Genomic DNA, 18,755 nt, shown 5'->3' with positions numbered 1-18,755 from the left:
CGTCCAGCGGCGCCCACACCTACACCGGGCGCTACGCCAGCCGGGCCGCGAGATCTTCCCCCACGGCGAAGGCGCGGGTGATCGCAGAGCCAAGGGTTGCCCCGCCGCCGGGGTAGTTGTTGCGGAAGACGCCGGCTGAGACGTTCCCCGCGGCGTAGAGCCCCGGGATCGGTGATTGCCCGTGGTCCAGGACCCGGCCACTGAAGTCCGTGGCCAACCCGCCCGATGTCCCCAGCACGCCGGCCCGAATGGGAACGGCATAAAACGGGGCAGCCAGCAAGGGGGCCAGGCACGGGTTGGGCATGTTCCCGGCGTCACCCAGGAACCGGTCTTGTGGCGATGCACCGCGCCCGAATTCGGTGTCCACGCCAAGTGCTGCGTCTGTATTGAACCGGGCAACCGTGGCATGGAGGCCGGCCGGATCGATGCCCAATTCCCTTGCCAGGAGTTCCAGGGTGGGTGCGGACGCCATCCACTCTGCGGGTTCGCCCGGCACTGAACCCGCCACCGGATACTTGCCAAGATAGTCCGCATCAAACACCAGCCAGGCCGGATTGTTCTGCTGCCGTCCGGTGTGCGGGTTGATGGATGCAAAGACCCTGCCGGCATCGTGGTAATTGAGGGCCTCATTGACGAATCGTTTGCCGTCGCTGTTCACCGTGATGGAGCCCGGAAGGGTCATCTCCACGTTTCCCATGCGGCCTGACCGCTGCCCGTCGTACTGATGGGCCGGCGTCGAAATGACCGGAACTCCCCACACCGCGGACATGTCCTCCACAGCGGCGCCGGCCTTGAGGCCGAGCACCAAGCCGTCGCCCTCATTGGACGGGGCACTGATGGGGGTTACCGGATACGGCAGGAACGCGCTGCGAAGCCGCGGATTCCATTCGAAGCCACCAGAGGCAAGCACGACGGCGGTCGCTGACACCCGCGCGCCCGCGGAGGTTCCGCCGAGGCCCACCTCCCACCGGTCACCCGTCCGCGACAAGTCCTCCACAGGATTGGACACCACGATCTGCACGCCCCGATCCAGGGCGCTCGCCGCCAGGCTCCCCACCAGCGCGCCACCCATGGTCCGGATTCCCGCAGAGGCCCGGTGTTCCAGCAGCGCGGGATCAGCGGCGCGGCCGTTGAGCTGATCCCGTTCGGTCATGGTGAGCAGCGGAAAGTACGACGACGGCCGGACCAACTCCGAAAGCCCGGGGTAGTCCCGGGGGTCGAACGCGTTGTTGTCCAGGCCCCTGCCACCATTGGCAGCCCCTTTCCACTCCATGTGGTAATCCGGGCGGGCAATGGGAACCATGGAGACTTTGGTCTTGCGGTTGAGGAACTCCACAGCCCGCGGCGCAGTGGCCACATACCACTGGATTTCCCCGGCCGTCATCACATGGCCCGCTGCCTCGGTCAGGTACGCGACGCCGTCGGCCTGGCTGTCCTGGTACCCGGCAGCTTTGGCGAGGTGGTTGTCCGGCGCCCACATCACGCCGCCACCAGCAGCGGTGGTGCCGCCCAAAAGCGGGGCCTTCTCCACCACCAGGACGCTGAGCCCGGCATCGGCGGCGCGGACGGCGGCAACCAGACCGGCGGCGCCGCTGCCCATGACCACGACGTCGTAGCGTCCGTTGAGCTGTTGGGGCGCGGTGATGATTGAGGTGCTCATGCGGTGCTCCCAGCAGGCATTTCGATCAGGATCTTACCGATCTTTTCTGTCCGGCCCTGCAGGAGTTGGTAGGCGTTCTGCAGCTCGGAAAACGGGAAACGGTGGGTCATGAGCGTGCGGGCCTGTCCGGGGTGCCGGGCCAGCAGGGCGAGCCCCTCCGGAATGAGGTTCAAGCTCATCCGGCTGCCCAGGAGATCCAGTTCCTTGTAGGGAATGTCCTTCATGGAGACGTTGGCCAGACGTGGCGAGATGCCCACCTGGACAATCCGGCCCGCGCTGGCGACCAGCCTGATGGCATTCTCCAGGGAGGAAGGAACCCCCGTGGCTTCAAGGACCAACTGCGGTCCGTATCCGTCGGTCAGAGTGTCCAGGCGATGCGTTTGGTGCACATCCGGGAAGTCGGTTCCCGGGGTCACAAGCAGGGTGTCCGCTGCGCCGAATTCCACTGCAAGATCCAGTCGGTGCTGCTCAGTGTCGGCACAGATGACCTTGACGCCCAGTTCCGTCAGATACAAGGTGGCCAGCAGCCCAATGGGTCCGCTTCCCAGCACCAGCGCGGTTTCGCCGGGCTCGGGTCGCCCACGGTTAACGGCCTGCATGGCAATCGAGGCAGGCTCGCCCATGGCGGCGATGTCCAGCGGAAGATCGTCCGGGACAGGGCACAGCTTTTCCACCGGGACGCTGATCAGTTCGGTAAATGCCCCATTTGAATAGCAGCCCAGGCAGCCCACGTTCTGGCAGACGTTGTACCGGCCTGTGCGGCAAGGGCGGCACTCACCGCAGTAGATGATGGGGTTGACGGCTACGCGGTCGCCGATGCTGAAAGCGGGCCCGGTGGCGGTGGCGCTGCCGGTGACTCCCGCGGCGCCGGCTGTGGAAGCGGCGCCGGCTGCGGCCCGTCCCGAGGTGCCGGGGACGCCAAGTGCGGTGACACCAGGATCGGTGACCTCCGGACCAAGGGCTTCGACTATGCCGGAGAATTCGTGGCCTTGGATCAACGGGAGTTCGGTGGGGTAGTCGTCCTCCCAGATATGGAGGTCGGTGCCGCACAGCGTGACGTTGTGGACCCGGACCAGGGCGTGGCCCGGTTCAACGGTGGGATCAGGGGAGTCCTGAAAGGAAATGGTCTCTTTGGCGACTGTGATCGCGGACAACACGGCTGGGCTCAGTTCTGCGCGGTTGCAGGCTCAGGGGCATCCGCACCGAAGAATATGTTCCACTGCTGAACTGTCCGTTCCTCAATGAGGCCGGACTGGTGGAACGGGTCCTGGTCCATGAGGGCTTCGACGTCCGCTTTGGTTTCGCCGGCAAGGATCAGCAGCGCCCCAGGTGATTCCTCCGGGCCGAAAGGGCCGCTCTTGAGGAGGCGGCCGCCGTCGAACTGGGCCTTGAGGAATTCCACATGGGCAGGGCGGACGGCATCCCGGCGGGCGGACGTAGCGTCGGAGTAGGTGTATGTAACGGCAAACGTGGGCATCGGGTTGTCCTCTTCATTGAGTGGTGGTGGTTTCCCTCAATGCTGGGCAACTCATTAGGCCTTGTCCAATACTTAGTTTGTCTAAAACTATGTGTAGAAACTACATAGTCCCTAGTCCTTCGGAGTGGGGAGCACGTCCTCGGCCACAGCGAGCGCAGCCCGGACCGCGGGCGTCGTTGCTCCCGGGTTCCAGGCGAGCCCGGAAAACAGCAGCACGTCGTCGCCTTCCAAAGGCAGGAATACGATGCCGGCGGGCATGATCCCCTCGATGGAGGCGGGCATGACGCTGATGCCAACGCCACCGGCCACCAGCGACAACGCAGTGTAGGGATCGGAGACTTCCTGGCTGATCCGGGGGCGGAAGCCAGCGGCGGCACACGCTGCGAAGGTGACTTCGCGCAGGGTGGAGCCTTGGGCGGCGGGCATGGTGATGAACGGATCACCGGCCAGCTGCGCCATGTGCACGGAGGCCTCTCCAGCCAGGGGATGGTCCGCGGGCAGGGTGACCCCCAGCCGCTCTGTGGCGATGCGACGGGTGGCCAGCGCGGGGGCGTCGATGGGGAGGCCGATGAAGGCCAGATCCAAGGAGCCGTTGCTCAATTGCTGAAGGGCTTCCTGGGTGAGCAGGCCTCCATGCAGCGTGACGTCGAGTTGCGGGTAATGCTGCCGCAGGGCCCGCATCAGTGGGGGCAGCGTGGCATGGTTCAACGCGCCGGAGAAGCCGATGGCGAGTTTTCCGTAGATGGTCCCGGTCCCGGCGCTGACGGCCCTCCGCGCCAAGTCCACTTCCTCAAGGATCCTGCGGGCATGCGGCAACAGCGAGTGGCCTGCCGTGGTCAGGGTGACGGACCGGGTGTTGCGTTCAAACAGCGGTGCGCCCAGACCCTTTTCCAGCTTCTTGATGGTCTGGCTCAACGGTGACTGTGCCATGCGAAGCCGCTCTGCCGCCCTGCCAAAGTGCAGCTCCTCAGCTACTGCCAGGAAGGCCTCAATTTGCCGCAGTTCCACGTTGCCTCCCGGATTTTGCGCTCCAGTGCAAGGCTATATTGGGTTTCGAGGTCCGCGATGCAGCCGACCGGAAAAGCACTACGGAGGCATCATGGCCAACTCGGCGTCGGGGGAGTCCGTGATCGAACGCGTCGTGAAGATCATGGACGCGTTTTCAAAGGGCCGTCCTTGGCTTCCCTTGAAGGACATGGTCCGGATCACCGGTTTGTCCCGCAGCACCGTCCACCGCCTGGCCATGGACCTGGCTGCCAACGGACTCCTGGAGCGCAATGCCGAAGGCGAGTTCGGCGTTGGAATGAAGATGTGGGAGTTGGCCTCCCGCAGCAACCCCCTGGAAGAATTCCGGCGCCGTGGTTTGCCGTTCCTGGAAGGTGTCCACGCCGCTGTGCAGGAGCACGTTGCCCTCTCCATTCCGGACGTGGAGACCAATAGCGTGCTCTATCTCGAACGCTTGGACCGGCATGGGACCGTCATGAACCTGGCACAGGTGGCAGGCCGGCTGGATATCCACACCACGTCCTCCGGAATGGCCATGATGGCGCACATGCCAGGCTGGGTGCAGGATCGTTTCCTTGCAGGAAAGCTGGAGAAGACAACGCAGGCCACGGAGATCGACCCGGTAAAGATCAGGAGCCACCTGGCCCTGATCCGTGAGCGCGGCTACGCCCGGTTGGTCGGTGTCCTGATCGAGGAGAACACGGCCTATTCCGTGCCGGTCTTCGGCCAGGGCCAAACCGTCATAGGTGCCATTTCCGTCGTCGTGCCTTCTGTTGAGGAGGACGCCGGGCTGATCCTTCCGGTCCTGGTGGCCGCAGGCCGCGGTTTGTCCCGGACCATGGGTGCTGAACGGCGCCCCTACGGTTCCCGTCCATGGTTGTCACACCCCGGAGCTGAATAGCCAGCGAACGGGACCTGTCCCGTTCAACGGGAAGTTGCACCGCGCCATGTGACCTGGGTCCTACAGTCGATTCCAGAGGAACAATCGCCTGTGATCTGGAGCACAGCTACGGGAGTCGTTATCAACGGCCACCGGGCGGGCTGCACAACAAAGCAGCAGCCGGCGACGAGGCCTCGTCCAATTCTTTGCCGGGCAAGGCACCATGGCGGTGCCACTCCCGCGGCACTCAATGAGGAGACAGTATGGGACACGTGCAGCAGCACACGCCCTCGGACGTCAACAACGCGGCCTCGCCGCTTGGCACACAGCCGGCCGGAACAGGCCGGGATGGCACACAGCCAGCCGGAACAGGCCCGGATGACCACGTCAAAATGCCCAAGAAGGCGGCGCTCGCCTCCTTCCTTGGATCCACCCTGGAGTATTACGACTTCTTCATCTACGGCACCGCCGCAGCCCTGATCTTCCCCAAGATCTTCTTCCCCGGCGGGGACCCCGTGGTGGCGTTGCTCGGAGCCATGGCGACGTTCGGCGTCGGCTATCTTGCCCGGCCATTGGGCGGGCTGGTGATGAGCCACTACGGTGACAAGATCGGCCGGAAGCAGGCGCTGATGGTCACTCTCGTGATTATGGGTATGGCCTCGATCGGCATCGGATTCCTGCCCACCTATGGACAGCTGGGCTATTGGGCAACTGCGTTGTTGCTGCTGGGCCGGCTGGCCCAAGGCTTCTCTGCCGGTGCTGAAGCCGCAGGCGCCTCTACCCTCACCATGGAGCACTCGCCCGAAGGCCGCCGCGCCTTCTTCACCAGCTTTGTGATGACCGGGTACGCCTCGGGAATGGTGTTGTCCACCATCGTTTTCATCCCGCTGGCAGCGCTGCCCGAAGACCAGCTCCTGAGCTGGGGTTGGCGCGTACCGTTCTGGCTTTCGGTAGTGGTCCTCGCCGTCGCTTACTGGATCCGAACCCGGCTGGATGAACCACCGGTGTTCGAAGAAATCGTGGAGAACGAGAAGCCCAAGGCCATTCCCGCCGTCGCCGTCATGAAGACCCAGTGGCGCGATGTCCTGCGCGTCGGTGTGGTGATGCTGTTCTCCGTCATGCAGACCACCTTCACTGTGTACGCCCTGGCCTACGCCACCGGTCCCGCCGTGGGCATCGACCGCACCCTCATGCTCACCGTGAACGCCGTAACCATCGGACTGTCCATGGTGACCATCCCGATCTCGGCCATGATCTCGGACCGCATCGGCCGCAAGAAGGTCCTCCTGGTAGGGGCGCTCGGTTGCGCACTGACCACCATCGGCTACTTCTGGGCCATCAGCGAGCAAAACATTGCCCTGATCTTCCTGTTCGGTTTCCTCAACATGACCGTCTTCTACTCCTGCTGGAACGGGGTGTGGACTGTCTTCTTCCCGGAGATGTTCCCGGCAGCGGTCCGCTACTCCGGCATGGCGATCGGCAGCCAGATCGGCCTGATCCTGGCCGGCTTCGCACCGGCCATCGCAACCCTCCTGGCCCAGCCCGGACCGAACGGTTGGTGGCCCGTAGCGGGCTTCACCATCCTGTGCCTGGTGGCTTCGGCCATCGCCATCATGACGGCCCGCGAAACCTACAACGTTCCGCTGGAGGACCTCGGCAAACCGCGGATCAAGTAGGCACTCCCCGGCAGAACAGAACGCACGACGCCGGGCGGCGGCTCCCAGCCGCCCGGCACCGCCCCTTACCAATACATCCAAGCAACCAACTCGCCCAAGCAACCGACTCATATGTCCCGAAAGTTGGATCACCCCATGATTTCGCCAGCACCGGCACCCCGCATCTTCCGCGTAGGAATCGCGGGTTGCGGCGCCATTTCCCGCAACCACCTGGAAGCCTTCAGCGCCTTGGACAACGTCCGCATTGTGGGCGTCTGCGATGTGGATCCGGACCGGGCCTCGGCTACGGCAGCGAGCTGGGGAGTCCCGCACGCAGTCACCAGCGTGGACGAACTCCTGGCACTGGACCTGGACATCGTCTCCGTCTGCACGCCACACCCCACCCACGAGGAAGTGGTGCTCCAGGCTGCGGCCGCAGGAGTGAACGTCCTCTGCGAAAAACCCATTGCCACCAGGCTGGACTCGGCCGAACGCATGGTGGCTGCCTGCAATGAAGCCGGGGTCCAGTTGGGGGTCCTGTTCCAGCGCCGCTTCTGGCCGGCGTCGCAGAAGATCCGCGCCGCGATCGACGACGGCACTCTTGGCAAAGCGATCATGGCCCAGTGTTCAGTGATGCTCCACCGCGCACCCGACTACTACAACCGCGACGCCTGGCGTGGCACCTGGGAGAGCGATGGAGGCGGGGTCCTGATGTCCCAGGCCGTCCACCAGATCGACCTCCTCCAGTGGTACCTCGGGGACGTCGCCGAGGTCTACGGGAAGGTCAACACCTACCGCCACGGCGACTATATAGAGGTGGAGGATTCCGCGACGGCGGTGATCACCTTTACTTCCGGGGCCATGGCAACCCTTCAGGCATCCACAGCGGTATCGCCCAACCTCGGGATCCAGCTCCGCATCACCGGTGAAACAGGCGCCTCGGCATCCCTCACGGAATTCCCGGAAGGCAGCGATGGCCGCCTGGACCTGTGGGCGGCGGATGGGAGGATCGTCGTCGAGCCCGTACATCCCGAAGGCGTGGAGCCCAACGTGGACCTGTCCATCATCAACGGCCAGCTCATCCCGTTCCACAAACTGCAGGTGCAGGACTTTGTCCAGGCCCTCGAGAGCGGCACCGAGCCGGCCATTACCGGCCAGGATGCGCTGAAGTCGCTGCGGATTCTGCTTGCTGTTTACGAGTCCTCACGCACGGGCGAGCCGGTCCGCTTTGCGTCGGCCCACCCCGCCCACGCAGCCATTCCCTCCGCCCGGCCAGCGATCAGCCGGCTGGGAAGTCCCGTGAAGGTGGCGGGCTGACCATGGAAACGTCACCATCAGCAGCGTCACCATCAGCAGCGTCGCCCCTGACCCTCGGCCGCAACGGCCGCACACCAAGGACCCTCCGCAACCGGCTGGCTTCGGCTCCCATGGAACGCAATTACGGAACCGCGGATGGTTACATCACCGAGCAGTACATCGACTACCTTGTGACCCGCGCCAAGGCGGGCCTGGGCATGGTCACCACCGAAGCCACCTATGTTCGCGCAGACGGCAAGGGTCGGACGCACCAACTTGGACTGCACACCGACCAGATGGTCCCGGGCCTGCGCCGCCTCACCGACGCCCTGCACGCCCAAGGTGCCCTAACCGCCGTCGAACTTAACCATGGCGGCCGCACCGCGCAGTCCGCAGTTTCCGGGTTCCAGAACCTCGCGCCGTCGCCGGTTCCGTGCCCGACGGCGGGTGGAGAGGTTCCGCTGGAACTCACCGCTTCCCAGTGCTACGAACTCGTTGACGCGTATGCTGCTGCGGCCCGCCGTGCGGTTGCCGCCGGGTTCGACGTCATCAACCTCCATGGCGCCCACGGGTACCTGATCCACCAGTTCATGTCGCCGATTTCCAACCACCGGACGGACGAGTTTGCTGCCCCGGAGTTCTTCATGAACTTGGTCATTGACGCTGTTCGAGAGGCCGTGCCGGATACGATCGTGGGCATGCGCGTCTCCGTGGTGGAAGGCCCCGCCGACGGCATCAGCGCCGAACAGCAAGTTGCCATCATCGCCAAAGCCAACCTCGACAAGCTCGACTTCCTGGACCTTTCCGCGGGCAGTTACGACGCCGGCGAATGGATCGTCCAGTCGGGGGAGTGGAAGCCCGGCATCCTTGCCGGTTACGCCAAGGCCTACCGACGGTTCGGACTGCCGCTGGGGATGGCCGGCCGGCTCAACAGTCCGGAAATCATTGAAGAAGTCCTTTCGGAGGGCACCTGCGATTTCGTCAGCCTGGCCCGTGCCATCCATGCAGATCCTGCTTTTGTTGGCGGCGTCCTGCGGGGCGAACGCTACCGGCCATGTATCGCGTGCAACGTCTGTATCGACAACCTCGGACTCGGGCAAGTCACCTGCACCGTCAATCCTGCTGTCGGCCGGTCCCGGGTACCGGTTCCCACCCCGGCCGTCCGTCCGGATTCCACAGTGCTGGTGGTCGGTGCCGGTCCTGCCGGGCTCACCGCCGCCCGCGAACTCGCCCAAGCCGGTGCCCGTGTGACGCTGGTGGACCAGGGGTCGCGGACCGGCGGGCAGTTTGCCCTGGCTGAACGCATGAGGTCCACGCCGGACTTCCACCGCTTTGCCGACTGGTCAACGTTGGAAAACGAGCGCCTGGGCGTGGACGTCCGGCTGGGTTCCCGCGTTGACACCTCCGACGCCGGTGCGTTGGCCCGTGACTTCGGAGCCGACGCAGTTGTTATCGCCACCGGGGGTCGTTTGCCGGCAGCCGGGTTTGCCGGCGGAGATTCACCCCGCGTCCTGGATATCCGGGAATGGCTGGCCGCTCATCCGGAAGTACTCGACGGCGGTGCTGCCGCTGCGGGGGGTGCGACCGTTTCGAATGGCTCGGCCTTTTCGGGTGGTCCGGTGGCTCCGGCCGCTTCGGGTGGTACGGCCGATTCGGGTGGCTCGGCCGCTGCGGGTGGTCCGGCCGCTGCGGGTGGCTTGGCCGCTTCGGGTGGTCCGGCCGCTGCTGGGGGCTCGGTCGTTCCGGAGGCAGTGACCATCTGGGGTGCCGATGCTGTGGCGATGAGCGTGGCCGACACCCTGGCTTCCCTGGGAACCGCGGTGACGATCATCGGGCCCCAGGAGTCGTTGGCCCCGGAGTCAGGCCGCCGGGCCAAGATCCTGGCAGTGCCGCGACTGGAAGCCAACCCGCGGGTGCGGATCTTCCTGTCCAGCACCATCGAGGAGTTTGACGGCAACCGCGTCCGCATCAGCCGCGAAGGTGTTGAGGACCAGTGGGTCGAAGCCCCGGGTGAGTTGCTGGTCTCACGATCCGTACTTCCCGTGGAAGGATCTGCCACTGTAGAGGCATGGGAATCCGGGGACAGCGTGGCCGCCATCCCTGTAGCCATGGCCGGGACCGTCGTCGATCCGTCTCCGGCCATCGTGTCCAACGCAGTCAAAAGTGGATACGACGCTGCGCAACGGATTGCTGCTGCTTTGGCTGACCGTCCTGGCATCGATGGTACCGAGGTCGCTGGAAACGTGCCGGTTCGCCGGAGCTTTTCGGCGATCTCGCAGCGTAGCGGCGATCCCGGTGCCGCAGAGTCCCACCCAGCCGGTGACTCTGCCCCCATTGCCCTTCCACCCCTTGGCACACCGATACGCAGGCTCGGGCTCGCCCAGTTGTCCCTGGTGGGAACCGCGCCCCCGGACTTGGTGACCATCGCCGGCCAGGCCGGGTTCGACTTCATCGGAGCCCGCGTCCGCCCGGTGACCGCCACCGAACGGTCCTACAACCTTCAGCCGGGCTCGCCCATGCTAAGGGAAACCCTGGCGCGGATGGCTGACACCGGGATCACTGTGGAAGACATCGAATTCCTGCTCCTGGACGGAACGGGCCTGCAGAACGGCGTTGACCAACGCGAAGCCTGGTTGCGGATGATGGAGGCAGGCCAGGCTCTGGGCGCATCCACGCTGACTGTTGCCTGCGCGGATCCTGATTTGGACCGCTTTGGGGACCACCTCGCGCAGATGACGCAGGACGGCACCGCGTATGGGATCGTCCCCACGCTGGAGCCCATTTCCTACCAGAAGGTCCAGTCAATCCCGCAAGCCGTGGAGCTCGCCGATTTTGCCGACTGCAAAATCGTGGTGGACGCGCTCCATTTCAACCGCTTCGGCGGCACATGGGCAGAACTCGAAGACGCTGCAGACCTGGTTCCCATGATCCAGCTCTGCGATGGACCGGCCACCCCGCCGCCGGGCAAGGAAGGGCTGATCCTGGAGTCCCGCTTGGAGCGGGGCGTACCGGGGGAAGGCGAATTCGATCTCACGGCCATGCTCGCCTCCTTCCCCCCAGTGGTCCCCGTCAGCGTCGAGACCCCTTCCGGAAGCAGGGTGGCCGCCATGGGCGAACTCGCCTGGGCCAAACAGCTGAAGGCAGCAGCGGACTCTGTCCTCAATACCCCCGCATTTACCTGGAGTACCTCATGAACAGCACCCCCTCCCTCCCCACCCAGGACTGCGATGTCCTCGTCATTGGCTCCGGGGCAGGCGGCCTCGCTGCGGCTGTGACAGCGGCCTATCACGGACTGAAAGTCATCGTCGTGGAAAAATCCGATGTTTGCGGCGGTGCCACGTCATGGTCCGGCGGATGGGCTTGGGCTCCCGGTAATCCGCTGGCACAAGCCGAAGGCGTCACCGAAGAGAAGGAAACCTTCAGGACCTACCTCCGGGCAGTCCTCGGCGGAGATTACCGGGAAGGGAACGTGGAAGCCTTCCTGGAAGCGTCACCACACATGGTGGGATTCTTCCAGGACAAGACGTCCCTGCAGTTCGTCCCCGGCAGCAGGATCAACGACATTTACGGCAAACTTCCCGGCGCGGGCACAGGCCATCGCTCCGTGGGTCCCAAACCCCTCAATGCCCGGGCCATCAAACCAGCCCTGCGTGCCAAGATGCGTCACCAGCTGTACGAGACGTCCTTCCTGGGCATGGGAATCATGGCCGGTCCGGACCTCAGCAAGTTCCTCTCGGCATCGAAGGGCAACCCCGCCGGGATCTTCCACGCGGGGTGGCGCTTCGCTTTCCACCTCCTGGATGTTCTGGTCCACCGCCGCAACATGCAGCTGGTCAATGGCACGGCCCTTACCGGCAGGCTCATGAAGTCAGCTGATGACCTGGGTGTCGATATCCGCGTTTCCACTCCTGCCACAGCGTTGCTCAGCGACGACAACGGCAAGGTGACCGGCGCCGTCGTGCGTTCGCCTGAAGGTGAGCTTCACATCAAGGCTGGACGCGGCGTCGTGCTGGCAACCGGCGGCTTCCCCAACGATGTCCAGCGCCGCAGGGAACTGTTCCCCAAGACCCCTACCGGCCGGGAGCACTGGACCTTGTCGCCGCATGAAACCACGGGCGACGGCATCAGCCTGGCCACCTCCGTGGGTGCCCGTTTCAGGACAGACGTGAAGTCGCCCGCCGCATGGTGTCCGGTGTCGCTGGTGCCGTACCGCAACGGCCGGACCGGAGTGTTCCCGCACATCATGGACCGTGCCAAACCGGGCAGCATCGGGGTCCGTGCGGACGGAAAACGGTTCGTGAACGAAGCCAATGGCTACTACGACTACGTGGAGGCGCTCCTGGCAGCGACGCCGGAAGGTGCCACCGTTGAATCGTGGCAGATAGCGGACAGCCGGTTCGTGCGCAGGTTCCCGCTGGGAATGGCCAAACCGTTGCCCGTCCCGCTGTTCCCCTACCTGCGATCCGGGTACCTCATTAAGGGCCGGACGTTGGAGGAGCTTGCCACGAAATGCGGGATCGACCCTGCGGAGTTGCGCCGCACGGTGGCGAGGTTCAATGCCAACGCGCGCGACGGCGTCGACCCTGACTTCGGGCGCGGCGGGACGGCCTTCAACCGCTACGGCGGTGATCCCGGCAACCAGCCCAACCCGTCACTGGGCACCCTGGAGAAGGGTCCGTTCTATGCGGTGCGGGTGGTTCCGGGAAGTTTCGGCACGTTCGCCGGGATCGACACAGATGGGACGTCGCGCGCGCTCACCAGCGACGGCGACCCCATCCCCGGTCTCTACGTCACCGGCAACGACCAAGCCAATGTCATGGGTGGCCACTATCCAGCCGGCGGCATCAACCTTGGCCCGGCGCTGACGTTCGGATACATCGCAGGCCGCCACCTCGCGGGCGTGGACAACTACGAAGACGACGGCACGCGCGCGGCCGCCGAGGTCACGCTGTAGCGAGACGTTGTGAGGCCTGCTGTGCAGGGTTTGGCACGCGGATTGCGTGCAGAGCAGGCCTCGCAACGCGGGGTGATTGCTACGTACTTCCTACCCTCCTGTCAGGCGCGGGACGGCCGGAACAGTAGTCACAGGCGCCGGTGCCGGCGGGGGAGCGGGCGCCGCGAAAGGACCACTCGGGTACATTGCGGTGGCTTCCATCATGTAGTTGGCCCACTGCGGACCGGCGATCATGTAACCGTCCAAGGACTTATAGAACTTGCCGTTAATGGTGACATTTTGTCCGGCGCGCTGCTGTCCCGCCGTCGTGTCCCCAAAGAACGACGCCGTAGCAAGGGTGGTGGTGTAACCGGCAACCCAGGTGGCGCCGTTGTTGTTGGACGTGCCGGTCTTGGCCGCCACGGGTACTTGGCTTTGGACCTTTGGGTTGATGTAGACGCCGGAGCCCATTTTTAGGACGTCCTGGAGGACCGCATTGACACCGCGGGCCACGGCCGGTTTCACGGCCTCCCGGCACTCGGGTTTCTGGGCTTCGAACTGGCGGCCTTGGGAGTCACTGATCCCGGTGATCGCGATGGGTGCGCAGTACGTGCCGTCATTGGCGAAGGTGGCGTACGCGCTGGCAAGGACCACGGGTGCCACTCCTATGGAGCCCAGCAGGTTTCCAATCTGGTGCATGTTCACCGGAGCGTTGTCGAGACCGCTGTGAAGACCCACTGTGTCCACCATTTTTTGGATGCCGCAGAAGTCCAACTGGGCTGCGGTGGCGAAGGTTGCAGTGTTAATGGAGTTGTAAAGGCCGTAGTTGATGGGCATGGGTCGGTAATAGCCGGCGTCATTGTTTTGCAGGTCATCGTCGGCGCCCAGGTTCTGTGCTTTCTGGGCGCTGCTGTAACCTCCCATCACCTTGCCGCAGCTTGAGCGCCAGGGGAAACCCACCGGGTAAACCCTTCGCGAGGCGTCAACTATGGCCGTGGGGTTCTTGCCTTCGTTGAGCCATTCGGCGTAGATGAACGGCTTCATGGTGGATCCCGGTTGGAATCCTCCCGCGCCGTTGAGGTCGTATCCGTTGGCGTCCTTGGCGTCCACGTTGAAGTTCAGCTGGGTATCGTACTTGCCTTCCTGGGGTACAAACACCGTGTTCTGGGCCATGGCCAGGATCTTCCCGGTGCCGGGCTGCACGGTTGTCATGGCCGCACCCCATTTGTCCGGATTGTCCCCGGCCGAGGCGTCGACTTGGGCTTGGGCAGCGGCCTGGAGCCTGCTGTCCAGGGTGGTGGTGATGGTCAGTCCACCCCTGTAAAGCAGGCGCTCGCGCTCGTTGACGGTGGAACCATAGGTCTCGTCGTTGAGGATCAGGTGGGAAACATAGTCACAGAAGTAGGTGGCGATCGCGGCACCCGCGCAGCCTTGACGCGAGGGTGTGACGTTCAGTTCTATGGGCGTTGCCACTGCCACGCCATGGTCCACTGCCGTGATCTTGCCCTGTTCCAGCATCCGGTCCAGGACAAGGTTGCGGCGCTTCATCGCGGCATCGGGATCCACTGTGGGGTCGTAGATGCTGGGGCCGTTGACCAGCCCGGCGAGCAGCGCGGCCTGCGGCAGGGTCAGATCCTTCGCGGACGTGCTGAAGAAATAGCGTGAGGCAGCTTCAATGCCGTAGGCGTCCCGGTTGAAGAACACGATGTTCAGGTAGCCCTCAAGGATCTGGTCCTTGCTGAACCGCTTTTCCAGTTCGAGGGCAAGCTTGATCTCGCGGAGTTTGTCCCCCATCGTTTTCTGGCCGCTGAGCACCACATCTTCAGGGCGCCCTTCGGAAAGCCGGGACTCGTTGAGCACGTTGGTGACGTATTGCTGGGTCAAGGTGGAAGCACCTTGCCGGGTGCCTTTGGTCAGGTTGGAGGTCAGTGCACGGATGATGCCCTGGGCGTCCACACCGGCGTGCTCGTAAAAGCGGTTGTCTTCAATGGCCACGATCGCCTCGCGAATAAACGGCGACATCTGGTCCAAAGGGACCTTCACGCGGTTCTCGGCGTAGAACGTGGCAATGTGTTGGCCATCGGCCGAGACCAGCGTGCTGGAAAGGGAGGGGGAATCGACGTTCAGTTCGCTGGGCAGGTCTTCGTAGAACCCGATCGATCCACCCACGGTAGTGCTGGTGAATGCCACCACAGGGACTACCAGCCCGGAGATCAACACCCCGCAGAGAATGCTCACGAAGAAGTATCCGAAGACCCTCAGGAGGACCTTGCCGAGACCTGATTTCGGACTCTGGTTGTTCGCCATTTTCGTGCCAATCCGTCGGGATGTCAGGCTGAAAAGTAGCTACAGAATACGTCCGGCAACGCTATTGGGCCATGGTTGGAAGTCCAAAAAAGGTCCCAAATCGGACTCAATCCAGCGGCAGGGTGACCCTCACACTGGTGCCCCGCCCAAGGGCGGAGTCGATGTCTACTGTCCCGCCGGCGTCGTGCACTGCGATGGACATCAGCAGCAGGCCGAAACCGTGCCGCCGGCCACTGGGTGCTGCGTGGATTTCGAATCCGCTGCCGTCGTCAGTGATAGTGATCTGGATTCCGTGGTAAACGGCGTTGAGGCGAACGGTGAGTTCCGTGGCGTTGGCGTAGTTGAGGGTATTGCTGAAGGTCTCCTGGGCCACGTGGTAGAGCAGGGCGGCGGCCGAAGAGGAGATCTCGATGCCATGATGCGGGGTCTGCCAGTGGACGGCGATGCCGGTCCGGCGCAGCGGCGCGGCAAGGCGGTCGATGCATCCTGCGACGCCCAGCGCGTAGAAATCCACGGGGTGCTGGTCCTGGATGATGCCCTTGACGGCAACTACCTCACTGAGTGCTGATGACTGCTCCATTGCGTCCCCCACATCGTTGTCTTTCATACTTGGAATTCGTTGCCGAAACCCCTCGGTATGGGTGTTCCGACTGATTCCAGCGTGGCGCCGCTTTATCAAGGAACGTTTCCGTTTGGCTCAAGTTCGCATCAAGTTTGCGGGGGGGGGGGCTTGGGGGGGCCCGTCTCCTCCTTTCGCACGAACCAAAACAGCGCCCGACGACGGCAGGCGGGTGTCGTCGTCGGGCGCTGAAGGGTGTGGGCTACCTCCTCTGGTCCAAGGCGGTGAGCATCAGGCGGCACGCACTTGGGACCGGAAGTTCATCCCTGCCGAACGACGTGTGGCTTCGCTACCCACTTTCGCCGTTCAGCTCGCTCAATGAAAACCAAAAAGGTTGATTTCATCCAGCAAAACAGTGAAAAGGGGTAACGAAGCCACAGAGTTCCACCAGGGCCAGCTCACTCAGGCAGAAAGAGGTGCTTCCCTCGAATTCACAGGTCGTATGCCATCGGCCACTGGTGGGGAGTCGGGCCTACCGGCGGCCGCCACCTCCACCAGGGCCCTGAGCCTGGGTGTACTGGCCCGCAGTCACCGTGCCCTGCTTCTGGGCTCCGTCAGTGGAACCCGTGGTCAGGCCGGCCCCGGCATCGGCGCTGCCCCCGGTGTACACCGTGTAGCTCTCACCGTCGGTGATGGCCGGGGAAGAGAAGACCAGCGATGCAGTGGTCTTTGTGGTCACGAATGTGGCAACCACAGCACCGGACGAATCAACAAGGTGCACCGGAGTGCCGGCCGATACGGACGAATCGAAGGTCACTTGCACCCCTGACTGCGTGGACGAGGTGCCAGGGGTGACCGCCATGCCTGCACTGCCGGCTGCTGCGACGGTTCCGCCACTGACTACCAGCTCGCCGTTCACATCCAAAGCCCCGTTGCCGTCGTTGGTGGGGCCGTTGACCACCACTGTTCCTCCCGAGATGGTGGCGCTGCCGTTGGAGTCCAGGCCGTCGCCCTCGGAGTTGATGGTAAGTGTTCCACCGGATACGTCCACGGAGTAATCGCCTGCCGCCATCTCGCCGCCGCCCATGCCGCCACCCATGCCCCCACCAGCTGGTCCGCCCATACCGCCGCCCATGCCACCGGCGGCGCCGGCGTCAGTGGACGCTGAGGTGGACGAACCGCCCGAGGCGTTTACGCCGTCGTCGTTCGATGTGACGGTGACCTCGCCGCCGGAGATGGCGATGTGCTGGGCCTCGAGTCCCTCCTCCGACTCGGCCACGGTGACGGTTCCGCCGGAAACTGTGAGGGTGTTGAACGCCTTCACGCCGTCGTCGCCTGCATTGCTGGTCAGCGAGCCGCCGCTGACCAGCAGCCAGCCGCGGCCTTCATCGGCGTCGTTGTCCGCTTTTACGCCGTCCCCGCCGGTGGTCACCTGGTAGGCGCCGTCCAGCAGGACGGTGTAGTCCTTGCCGCGGATGCCGTCGTCCACCGCGTCCACGGTAACCTTGCCGGCTGCCATCACCAGGCCGTCCTTGGACACGATGCCGTCGTTGGATTTCCCGTTGACGGTGAGGGAACCGGTGCCGGCGATGGTGAGGTCGGCCATGGAGAAGAGCGCTGCGTTGGGGGCGTCATCCCCTTGGTCGGCATAGGTGGTGGCGTCGGTCAGGGTGTTGGTGCTGCCGGCTTCCAGATACACGATCGCCTCATCCGCGCTCTGCACAACAAACGGCGAACCTGCCGAATTGCCCAGCTCGACGCCATCGAGGATGATCCGCACGGTGTCTTCCTCGCCCGCCGCTACGACGATTTGGCCATCGCTCAATGAGCCACTGAGGCGGTACGTTCCTGCCGCGCTGATGGTGACGGTATTGCCGTCTACGGCCACGCCGGTGGAGGCCGACGACGTCACTTTGCTGCCGTCGTCGGCCAGGCTCACAGCCACTTCAGTGGCGGCATCCCACGTGAGGTCGTCGCTGTCGTAATGGGTGTCTTCCTCGATGGTGGCGGCGGAGACTGCCTGCTGAGAAGAGGTGGTGCCGGTGTTGCTTGAGGTGGTGCCGGTGGACGATGAGCTGGTGGCGGCTGTGGAGCAGCCTGCCAGTGACACGGCCAGGGCTACGGCGGCAACGGAGAGGGCAGTACGGAAAGAGCGCATGGTGGGTTCCTAAGTCTGTGGAGGGAAGGTCAGCGGACGGGATGTCAGCAGGCGGGACGCAGGGGCATCCTGTGGCGGAGTGTTTGGTTCCAACGGTTGGCCGGAAGCCCTGGATGGAGTGCTGCCATGCCGGTGGCGAACTTCGAGATGCGGCAAGGCCGGACGCCGTGCGCCCAAAGGTGCCGGTCCAGCGGACCAGGGGCGGAACCGGATTTCGTCTCCACCACCACAGCGTTGTCCAGCATCCAAGGCTGGCCATCGGGACTCTGCCAGGTGACGTCGGAGTCGATGGTGGCCCTGCTTCCGGACCCGGGGAGGAACAGTGTGGTGCGGTCATAGCGGGTGGACAGCACAGGGTCCAAGGGTCCAAACCCGGCATCGCCGATCGTGGCGGCCAGAGTCTCATTCACGTACGCCAAACCTTCGTCGGTCAGGCGCTCGCGGTCGCTCAACTGGTACGGAATCCGTTCCTTGACAGTTGCCTCGCGGGCACCTTCGGTTTTCACTTCCAGGAAGCTGACTCCGCTGTCCAGGTAGGTTCGGGTGCGGATCTTGAACCGCCGCCGCCGGCCACGGGCAGCCAGCATATAGCTGTCCAGCGCCGGGGTGTCGAAATAGACGGAGTCGTAGGCGAAGGTACGGTTCCCGTCCATTTCCAGCACCCGGGCCTCCGTGGTGAACGTACTGAGGATCGCCCGGGCCGTCGCCGACGGCACCAGATACTTGCGGTCAACCCGGGTCAGCAGCCCGGCTTCCGTGGTGAGTTCTTCAAGTCCGACGGCGGGTAGTTGGCCCAGTTGCGGCATGACCGGTTGGGCCTCGACG

At 64.2% G+C, this 18,755-nt stretch carries 13 protein-coding genes; 5 read left to right on the top strand and 8 right to left on the bottom strand.

What is annotated here, in order from left to right; translation table 11 throughout:
* Positions 1 to 31: 31 nt before the first annotated feature.
* The 4 genes from BLQ01_RS12525 to BLQ01_RS12510 all read right to left on the bottom strand — a co-directional run bounded on the left by BLQ01_RS12525 (position 32) and on the right by BLQ01_RS12510 (position 4,145).
* Complete coding sequence (locus BLQ01_RS12525; protein ID WP_091552050.1) at positions 32 to 1,660, bottom strand: FAD-dependent oxidoreductase; 1,629 nt, start codon at positions 1,658 to 1,660, stop codon at positions 32 to 34.
* Positions 1,657 to 2,817 carry an alcohol dehydrogenase catalytic domain-containing protein gene (locus tag BLQ01_RS12520; protein WP_091552048.1) on the bottom strand — a complete coding sequence of 387 codons (1,161 nt, stop codon included), beginning with the start codon at positions 2,815 to 2,817 and terminating at the stop codon, positions 1,657 to 1,659. Before BLQ01_RS12520 ends, BLQ01_RS12525 begins: the two co-directional genes overlap by 4 nt.
* Positions 2,818 to 2,825: 8 nt before the next feature.
* On the bottom strand, positions 2,826 to 3,137 hold the full coding sequence (locus BLQ01_RS12515; protein WP_026546921.1) for a YciI family protein: 312 nt from the start codon (positions 3,135 to 3,137) through the stop codon (positions 2,826 to 2,828).
* A 111-nt stretch (positions 3,138 to 3,248) separates the two neighbouring features.
* On the bottom strand, positions 3,249 to 4,145 hold the full coding sequence (locus BLQ01_RS12510) for a LysR family transcriptional regulator (RefSeq protein ID WP_091552046.1): 897 nt from the start codon (positions 4,143 to 4,145) through the stop codon (positions 3,249 to 3,251).
* A 91-nt stretch (positions 4,146 to 4,236) separates the two neighbouring features.
* Here BLQ01_RS12510 and BLQ01_RS12505 point away from each other — a divergent pair, with 91 nt between their 5' ends.
* From BLQ01_RS12505 to BLQ01_RS12475, 5 genes are all read left to right on the top strand, one after another.
* Positions 4,237 to 5,043 carry an IclR family transcriptional regulator gene (locus BLQ01_RS12505; protein WP_091552045.1) on the top strand — a complete coding sequence of 269 codons (807 nt, stop codon included), beginning with the start codon at positions 4,237 to 4,239 and terminating at the stop codon, positions 5,041 to 5,043.
* 242 nt (positions 5,044 to 5,285) lie between these two features.
* Positions 5,286 to 6,698: an MFS transporter gene (locus tag BLQ01_RS12500; RefSeq protein ID WP_254779410.1), complete on the top strand. Its 1,413-nt coding sequence runs from the start codon at positions 5,286 to 5,288 to the stop codon at positions 6,696 to 6,698.
* A gap of 135 nt (positions 6,699 to 6,833) precedes the next feature.
* Positions 6,834 to 7,994, top strand: coding sequence for a Gfo/Idh/MocA family protein (locus BLQ01_RS12495; RefSeq protein WP_091552043.1), 1,161 nt, complete (start codon positions 6,834 to 6,836; stop codon positions 7,992 to 7,994).
* A gap of 2 nt (positions 7,995 to 7,996) precedes the next feature.
* Positions 7,997 to 11,167 carry an FAD-dependent oxidoreductase gene (locus BLQ01_RS22645; protein WP_254779408.1) on the top strand — a complete coding sequence of 1,057 codons (3,171 nt, stop codon included), beginning with the start codon at positions 7,997 to 7,999 and terminating at the stop codon, positions 11,165 to 11,167.
* Positions 11,164 to 12,927, top strand: a complete 1,764-nt coding sequence (locus tag BLQ01_RS12475) for an FAD-dependent oxidoreductase (RefSeq protein ID WP_091552041.1) — start codon at positions 11,164 to 11,166, stop codon at positions 12,925 to 12,927. Before BLQ01_RS22645 ends, BLQ01_RS12475 begins: the two co-directional genes overlap by 4 nt.
* Positions 12,928 to 13,017: 90 nt before the next feature.
* On the opposite strand, the gene BLQ01_RS12470 is transcribed toward BLQ01_RS12475, so the two are convergent.
* From BLQ01_RS12470 to BLQ01_RS12455, 4 genes are all read right to left on the bottom strand, one after another.
* Positions 13,018 to 15,213: a transglycosylase domain-containing protein gene (locus BLQ01_RS12470; protein WP_026546917.1), complete on the bottom strand. Its 2,196-nt coding sequence runs from the start codon at positions 15,211 to 15,213 to the stop codon at positions 13,018 to 13,020.
* Positions 15,214 to 15,319: 106 nt separating this feature from the next.
* Positions 15,320 to 15,820 carry a sensor histidine kinase gene (locus BLQ01_RS12465; protein ID WP_223943705.1) on the bottom strand — a complete coding sequence of 167 codons (501 nt, stop codon included), beginning with the start codon at positions 15,818 to 15,820 and terminating at the stop codon, positions 15,320 to 15,322.
* Positions 15,821 to 16,304: 484 nt separating this feature from the next.
* Positions 16,305 to 17,930, bottom strand: a complete 1,626-nt coding sequence (locus BLQ01_RS12460) for a carbohydrate-binding domain-containing protein (RefSeq protein WP_091552039.1) — start codon at positions 17,928 to 17,930, stop codon at positions 16,305 to 16,307.
* Between the two features lie 44 nt (positions 17,931 to 17,974).
* Positions 17,975 to 18,736: a polyphosphate polymerase domain-containing protein gene (locus BLQ01_RS12455; RefSeq protein ID WP_091552449.1), complete on the bottom strand. Its 762-nt coding sequence runs from the start codon at positions 18,734 to 18,736 to the stop codon at positions 17,975 to 17,977.
* Positions 18,737 to 18,755: the final 19 nt, after the last annotated feature.

It is taken from the genome of Arthrobacter sp. UNCCL28 (assembly GCF_900102805.1).
Classification (GTDB): domain Bacteria; phylum Actinomycetota; class Actinomycetes; order Actinomycetales; family Micrococcaceae; genus Arthrobacter; species Arthrobacter nicotinovorans_A.
The sequence above is the reverse complement of the archived record's forward strand: the minus strand, read 5'-3'. Positions and strand labels throughout refer to the sequence as shown.

Bases quoted from the DNA above. Each gene is read 5' to 3' on its own strand.
- BLQ01_RS12525 (WP_091552050.1), bottom strand. From the start codon at position 1,660: ATGAGCACCTCAATCATCACCGCGCCCCAACAGCTCAACGGACGCTAC.
- BLQ01_RS12515 (WP_026546921.1), bottom strand. From the start codon at position 3,137: ATGCCCACGTTTGCCGTTACATACACCTACTCCGACGCTACGTCCGCC.
- BLQ01_RS12505 (WP_091552045.1), top strand. From the start codon at position 4,237: ATGGCCAACTCGGCGTCGGGGGAGTCCGTGATCGAACGCGTCGTGAAG.
- BLQ01_RS12500 (WP_254779410.1), top strand. From the start codon at position 5,286: ATGGGACACGTGCAGCAGCACACGCCCTCGGACGTCAACAACGCGGCC.
- BLQ01_RS12495 (WP_091552043.1), top strand. From the start codon at position 6,834: ATGATTTCGCCAGCACCGGCACCCCGCATCTTCCGCGTAGGAATCGCG.
- BLQ01_RS22645 (WP_254779408.1), top strand. From the start codon at position 7,997: ATGGAAACGTCACCATCAGCAGCGTCACCATCAGCAGCGTCGCCCCTG.
- BLQ01_RS12475 (WP_091552041.1), top strand. From the start codon at position 11,164: ATGAACAGCACCCCCTCCCTCCCCACCCAGGACTGCGATGTCCTCGTC.
- BLQ01_RS12470 (WP_026546917.1), bottom strand. From the start codon at position 15,213: ATGGCGAACAACCAGAGTCCGAAATCAGGTCTCGGCAAGGTCCTCCTG.
- BLQ01_RS12465 (WP_223943705.1), bottom strand. From the start codon at position 15,820: ATGAAAGACAACGATGTGGGGGACGCAATGGAGCAGTCATCAGCACTC.
- BLQ01_RS12460 (WP_091552039.1), bottom strand. From the start codon at position 17,930: ATGCGCTCTTTCCGTACTGCCCTCTCCGTTGCCGCCGTAGCCCTGGCC.
- BLQ01_RS12455 (WP_091552449.1), bottom strand. From the start codon at position 18,736: ATGCCGCAACTGGGCCAACTACCCGCCGTCGGACTTGAAGAACTCACC.